Raw genomic sequence first — 6,767 nt, 5'->3', positions numbered from 1 at the left:
GACACCTTTACAATATCAGAATGGGGTTCTTTTTTCATCACTTAACAGGTGAAAATGAAAAAGTAAATTTAAGCTGCCGTTAGGCAGTTGGCACATGTTTCAACGAAAAGTATGAATTGTTCAGGTAGTAAGCAACTAACAGAAAATCTCGTTTTAACTGATAATTTGGACCCAAATCACAAAGTTGAATTTGAATTATCTGATGTGACGATCACATCGGATGGAGGAGTTACAGTACAAGTAGGAACAGTAGATAACACAGATGAAACAATCGGTAACTACTCAATCGAGAATAAACAATTCAAATTTAATGCTGGAAAAGAGCCAGCTGATTATACAATTATTTTAAAAGGTAATATTACTGCATTAAATAATCAAAAAGATTATTGGTCGCCAATACCTGCCTTTGATTACTATAGTTATAAAAATACAGCAGTCGCAGAGGCCGGAGATTTCAAAGATACTGGAGAAGCGACGACAAATGTAATTGACCGAAAAGGTCAAACAACAATAACTGATAGTAACGTATTTAATAAAACTCAAACTACAAATCCAAGCACACCTGTTTTAGGTGAACCATTTAAAGTTACATATACATTCGTTGTTAATGATTGGAATGCTGGAGTAAATGCGGTTGATATTTCAAAATCAACGATAACGGATGTTCTGGATCCAATTTTTGATTTAGATGCAGGTTATGATATTTCTTTATCTGATAATTGGAATGGGCAAAGTACAGATTATATTAATACTAATCTGAATGATGGAGTTCTAACTTTAGATTTTGATGATGCTATGCCAGAAGAAATAAAAAAAGCGCGTTGGGTTATTAACGTAACTTTAACAACAAAAACGATTACTGATCAAAGTCAAGCGTTAATTAGAAACAATGCCAGTTTAACAGGAACTGACACAGGAATCGACTATACATCGTCAACACAAACATCAGGAGAAACCACTGGTGGAGAGTTGTATGTTCGTAAAACTGTTACTGATTTAGATGAAATTGATTATGTTAAAAACTATCCATTAGAATTAGATGCAGAAGGTAAACTGAAACATACAGAGTTTAACTACAAAATTGATTTAATTCCACAAACCGATTTTTATAATACAACAATTATTCCTTTAGAGGATATTATTCCTAATCAACTTGAGTTTATTGGATTATTATCATCAGGGGATTCTGATTCAGCAACTCCATCAAATGGAACTCAGGGTGCTTATACAAACTTGGGAGGACAAGTTGATGTTATTTTTGAAGACGGCGCCCTAAAAATTGCCAATAATGGAACTAGATTTGGTACGGGACCAATTTCATTAAGATTTAGAGTGAAATTAAAAGAAGGTATTGATCTTAAAGCTGGAGACACTATTTCAAACTTTATAACTAAAACAGATCCACCAGCTAACATTACAATTGTAGATCCAGGTACTTATCCATTGAATATCTCAAAAGTGGATAGTGTGACTGGAGAGAGAGTTCTAGATGAAAATCAAGTTGCTCAATTTAAACTTGAAAAAGTTGAAGATGACGGAAATGTAACTATCTTTGATAATATTAGAATTGCTAATGGTCAACTTGTAAATGGGGAAGATAATAAAACATTAACAGTGAAAAGCATAGGTTCTTATTTACTAACGGAGTTAGTTGCTCCTGAAGGCTATATCCTATCACCTGAGCCAATTACTATTAGAGTTTCTGAAAATGGTACAACACCTAGTTCTATTGTTTTCCAGAATACACCTGGCGAAGATAAACCAGAACCAGAAAAAACATCTGTAACGGTCAGAAAAGTATGGGATGACGCTAATAACCAAGATGGCAACAGACCAGAAAGTATCCAAGTTCAATTAACAGCTAATGGTGAACTATACGGTGAGCCGGTTGAATTAAATGCAGCTAACGATTGGGTATATGCTTGGACGGACTTAAAAGTCAATGAAGCTGGCGCAGCAATTAACTATGCCGTTTCTGAAACGAATGTTCCTGAAGACTATGAAGTTGTTGTTAACGCAGAAGATCCAACGAATGTTGTGATTACGAACAGCTATACACCAAAAGTCACACAAGTTGCAGTTGAGAAAGCCTGGAATGATGCAGACAATCAAGACGGTCAACGTCCAACAAATGTGATTGTTCAACTATTTGCCGATGGTGAAGCTTTAGGCGTACCGGTTGAATTAAATGCAGAAAATGCATGGGCACAAACATGGACAAATCTTCCGGTCAATGCCGCAGGAACAGCTATTGAATATACGGTTGAAGAAACAGAAGTTACTGAAGGTTACGAAGCAACGCAAGAAGTTGTTGAGGGTGTGAATGTCATTACAAACACACATACACCAGCAGTGAAAGACATTCCAGTGAGTAAAGTTTGGAATGATTCAGGAAACCAAGATGGTTCAAGACCAGAGAGTATCACTGCTAATTTATTAGCGGATGGTGAAGTCGTTGATACAGTTGAATTGAACGACGCAAACGATTGGGCTACAGTATTTGAAAATCTTCCAGTTTACAACAATGGTGAAGAGATCACTTATACGATTACAGAAGACGCAGTCGAAAATTATTCAACAGACATTGTTGATAGTGTCATTACGAATAGTTATACACCAGAAAAAACATCTGTAACGGTCACAAAAGACTGGCAAGATGGTAATAACCAAGACGGTAACCGTCCAGAAAGTATCCAAGTTCAATTAACAGCCGATGGCGTAGCACTTGAAGGTCAAACAGCTGAACTGAATGCGGATAATAACTGGACAGCAAGCTGGTCAGGCTTACCATTAAATGCAGATGGAACAGCGATTGTTTACTCAGTTGTTGAGTCAAATGTACCAGAAGAATTTACAGTAGAAGTAAATGACGCAGATCGCGGAAATATTATTCTGACAAACACTTATACACCAGAAGTTACAGACTTAACGGTGAATAAAGTTTGGAATGATGAAGAGAACCGTGATGGCTTAAGACCAGAAAGTATCGAAGTACAATTAGTTGCTGACGGTCAAAACCAAGGCGACCTAATAGTCCTCAATGAAGCAAACAACTGGTCATATACATGGACAAATCTAGCAGTGAATGCTGCTGGCGAAGCAATTGCCTACACAGTTGCGGAAGTTAACTTACCAGAAGGGTATACGTCAACAATTAGTCCAATTGAAGAGAATACAATTACGGTAATGAACTCTCATGATGTAGCAGTCAATGATATAAACGTTAGAAAAGTATGGGATGATGCTAACAACCAAGATAGTATTAGACCAGAAAGTATCCAGGTTCAATTAACAGCCAATGGTGAACCTTATGGCGAAGCGGTTGAATTAAATGCAGATAACGATTGGTCATATGCTTGGACGGACTTAAAAGTGAATGAAGCTGGCGCAGCAATTAGCTACGCGGTCTCTGAAACGAATGTTCCAGAAGAATATGAAGTCGTTGTCAATGCTGAAGATCCAACAAATGTTGTGATTACGAACAGCTACACGCCAGCAGTAACACATTTAGCAGTAGAAAAAGCTTGGGATGATGCAGACAATCAAGACGGTCTACGTCCAACAAGCGTAACGGTTCAACTAATGGCCGACGGTGAAGCATTAGGCGATCCGGTTGAATTAAATGCAGAAAATGCATGGGCACAAACTTGGACTGAATTACCAGTCAACGCCTCAGGAACAGCCATTGAATATACGGTTGAAGAAACAGAAGTTCCTGAAGGTTACGAAGCAACTCAAGAAGTTGTTGAAGGTGTGAATGTTATTACAAACACACATACACCAGCAGTGAAAGACGTACCAGTAAGTAAAGTATGGGATGACGCAGACAATCAAGATGGTTTAAGACCAGAAAGTATCACTGCTAACTTATTAGCGGATGGAACACCAATCGATGCTGTTGAATTATCAGAAGCCAACGAGTGGTCACATGTCTTTGAAGGCTTACCTGTCTTCGAGAACGGTGTAGAAATTACATACACGATTACAGAAGATACAGTTGAAAATTACTCAACAGAAATTGTCGAGAGTGTGATTACGAATAGATACACTCCAGAAGAAACTTCTGTAACGGTCACAAAAGATTGGCAAGATGGGAATAACCAAGACGGCAACCGTCCAGACAGTATCCAAGTTCAATTAACAGCAAACGGTGAAATCATTGACCAAACAGCTGAATTGAACGTGGAGAATAATTGGACAGCAAGCTGGTCAGGTTTACCATTAAATGCAAATGGTGCACCAATTAAGTACTCAGTTGTTGAGTCAAATGTACCAGAAGAATTTACAGTAGAAGTAAATGACGCAGATCGTGGAAACATTATTCTGACAAACACTTATACACCAAAAGTTACAGACTTTACGGTGAATAAAGTTTGGAACGATGATGAGAACCGTGACGCCTTAAGACCAGAAAGTATTGAAGTGCAATTAGTAGCTAATGGTCAAAACCAAGGTGAGACAGTTGTCTTAGATGAAGCAAACAACTGGTCATACACTTGGACGAATCTAGCAGTCAAAGCTTCAGGTGAAGTCATTGCCTACACAGTCGCAGAGTTAAATGTTCCTGAAGGGTATACATCAACAATTAGTCCAATTGAAGAAAATACAATCACGGTAACAAACTCTCATGACGTGGTTGTCAATGATATTAACGTCAGAAAAGTATGGAATGATGCTAATAACCAAGATGGTCTACGTCCAACAAGTGTAACGGTTCAATTAATAGCCGACGGCGAAGCTTTAGGCGATCCAATTGAATTAAATGGAGAAAACGCATGGGCATACTCATGGACGAACCTTCCAGTCAATGCCTCAGGAACAGCAATAGAATACACTGTTGAAGAAACAGCAGTTCCTGAAGGTTACGAAGTAACACAAGAAGTTGTGGATGGTGTAAATGTGATAACAAATACACATACACCTGCAGAGAAATACATACCAGTAAGTAAAGTTTGGAATGATTCAGATAACCAAGATGGCTTAAGACCAGAAAGCATTACTGCAAACTTATTAGCAGACGGTGAAGTCGTTAATGCAGTTGAATTGAATGAAGCAAATGATTGGGCTGCAATATTTGAAAACCTTCCAGTTTACAACAATGGTGAAGAAATCTCGTATACAATTACAGAAGATGCAGTGGATAATTACTCAACTGACATTGTCGATGGTGTGATTACGAATAGTTATACACCAGAAGAAACTTCTGTAACGGTCACAAAAGATTGGCAAGATGGGAATAACCAAGACGGCAACCGTCCAGACAGTATCCAAGTTCAATTAACAGCTGACGGCGAAGCACTTGAAGGTCAAACCGCTGAATTGAACGCTGAGAATAACTGGACAGCAAGCTGGTCAGGTTTACCATTAAATATTGATGGTAAAGCCATCGAGTATTCAGTCGTTGAGATAAATACACCAGAAGGCTATGAAGTCACAGTCAATAATGACAATCATGGAAATATCATTCTGACAAACACGTATTCACCAGAAGTCAGAGACTTAACAGTGAATAAAGTTTGGAATGATGAAGAGAACCGTGATGGCATCAGACCTGACAGTATCGAAGTGCAATTAGTTGCCAATGGTCAAAACCAAGGTGAGACAGTTGTCTTAGATGAAGCAAACAACTGGTCATACACTTGGACGAATCTAGCAGTCAATGCAACTGGCGAAGCTATTACTTACACAGTTACTGAAGTGAGTGTTCCAGAGGGCTACGAAACAACTACTGAATTAGTAGATGGCGTAGTAGTAATCACGAATACGCACAAACCATCAGATCCAACACCAGACCCATCAGTTTCAGTCAACTTACAAGCTCTTAAAGAACTTGAAGGTAGAGAACTTAAAGCAAATGAATTTAAGTTCGTAGTGATTCAAAACGGTAATGTGATTGGAACAGCTAATAATGCGGCAGATGGCAGTGTTCAATTCAGTTCGATAAGATTCACAGAAGCGGGTACTTACGAGTACACAATCCGTGAATTACAAGGTAATGATGACGAAGTCACTTATGACAATACTGAGTACAAAGTCGCAGTTGAAGTAATAAGTGAAGGCGATGAATTAATCGCAAATATCACTTATCAAACAGCTAATGGAGATATTCCAGTCTTTGTTAACACAGTTGATCCGGATGAACCAGGAGAACCTGAAGATCCAGAAGAACCAGGAACTCCAGAAGATCCAGAAGATCCAGAAGATCCAGAAGATCCAGAAGATCCGGAAGATCCGGAAGATCCAAACGACCCAGAAAGTCCAACAACACCAACTGATCCTGACAAACCATCTAGACCAGGTCAATCAGGAGATTCGGACTTACCTTCAACAGGTGAGGAATCGTATGTGTGGATTGGATTGCTAGTCTTGGTATCTGGCTTAGGGTTAGTTTTGAGTCAAAAATTCAAATCTAGAGAGTAATCTAGAGGAAAATTAAAATGCTATTGTAATAGTATTTTGAAAGTAAAACAAACTATCAAGCTTAGGGGTGCGCCTCTAAGTGAGATAGTTTGTTTTTTTGTCATGTAAGGTGAGAAATGGCCTCGAGCTTTGGGACGAGGCCGTATATTGAGGGAATCCGGCTTCGTGAGGTTTGGCGAGGCCGGATATCAGAGGAAAGTGGCTTCCTGTAGACTTAAGAGGATAAAGCCCATATAATTGTGTAAAAGTAAAAAACCATAATAATCTCTTTGGTACAATGTAGTTGACAGACAAACATTGAAAGGAAGATTATTATGGCTCAATTAAATATTACCTTAAATTTAGAA

1 protein-coding gene is annotated in these 6,767 nt (G+C 38.5%); it reads left to right on the top strand.

Going from position 1 to position 6,767, the window contains the following annotated elements:
• Window positions 1-87 precede the first annotated feature (87 nt).
• Window positions 88-6,420 carry a Cna B-type domain-containing protein gene (locus ACEN33_RS11550; RefSeq protein WP_407095152.1) on the top strand — a complete coding sequence of 2,111 codons (6,333 nt, stop codon included), beginning with the start codon at window positions 88-90 and terminating at the stop codon, window positions 6,418-6,420.
• Window positions 6,421-6,767 lie beyond the last annotated feature (347 nt).

The organism is Ruoffia sp. FAM 24228 (assembly GCF_045528575.1).
In the GTDB taxonomy this organism is placed as follows: domain Bacteria; phylum Bacillota; class Bacilli; order Lactobacillales; family Aerococcaceae; genus Ruoffia; species Ruoffia halotolerans.
The sequence above is the reverse complement of the archived record's forward strand: the minus strand, read 5'-3'. Positions and strand labels throughout refer to the sequence as shown.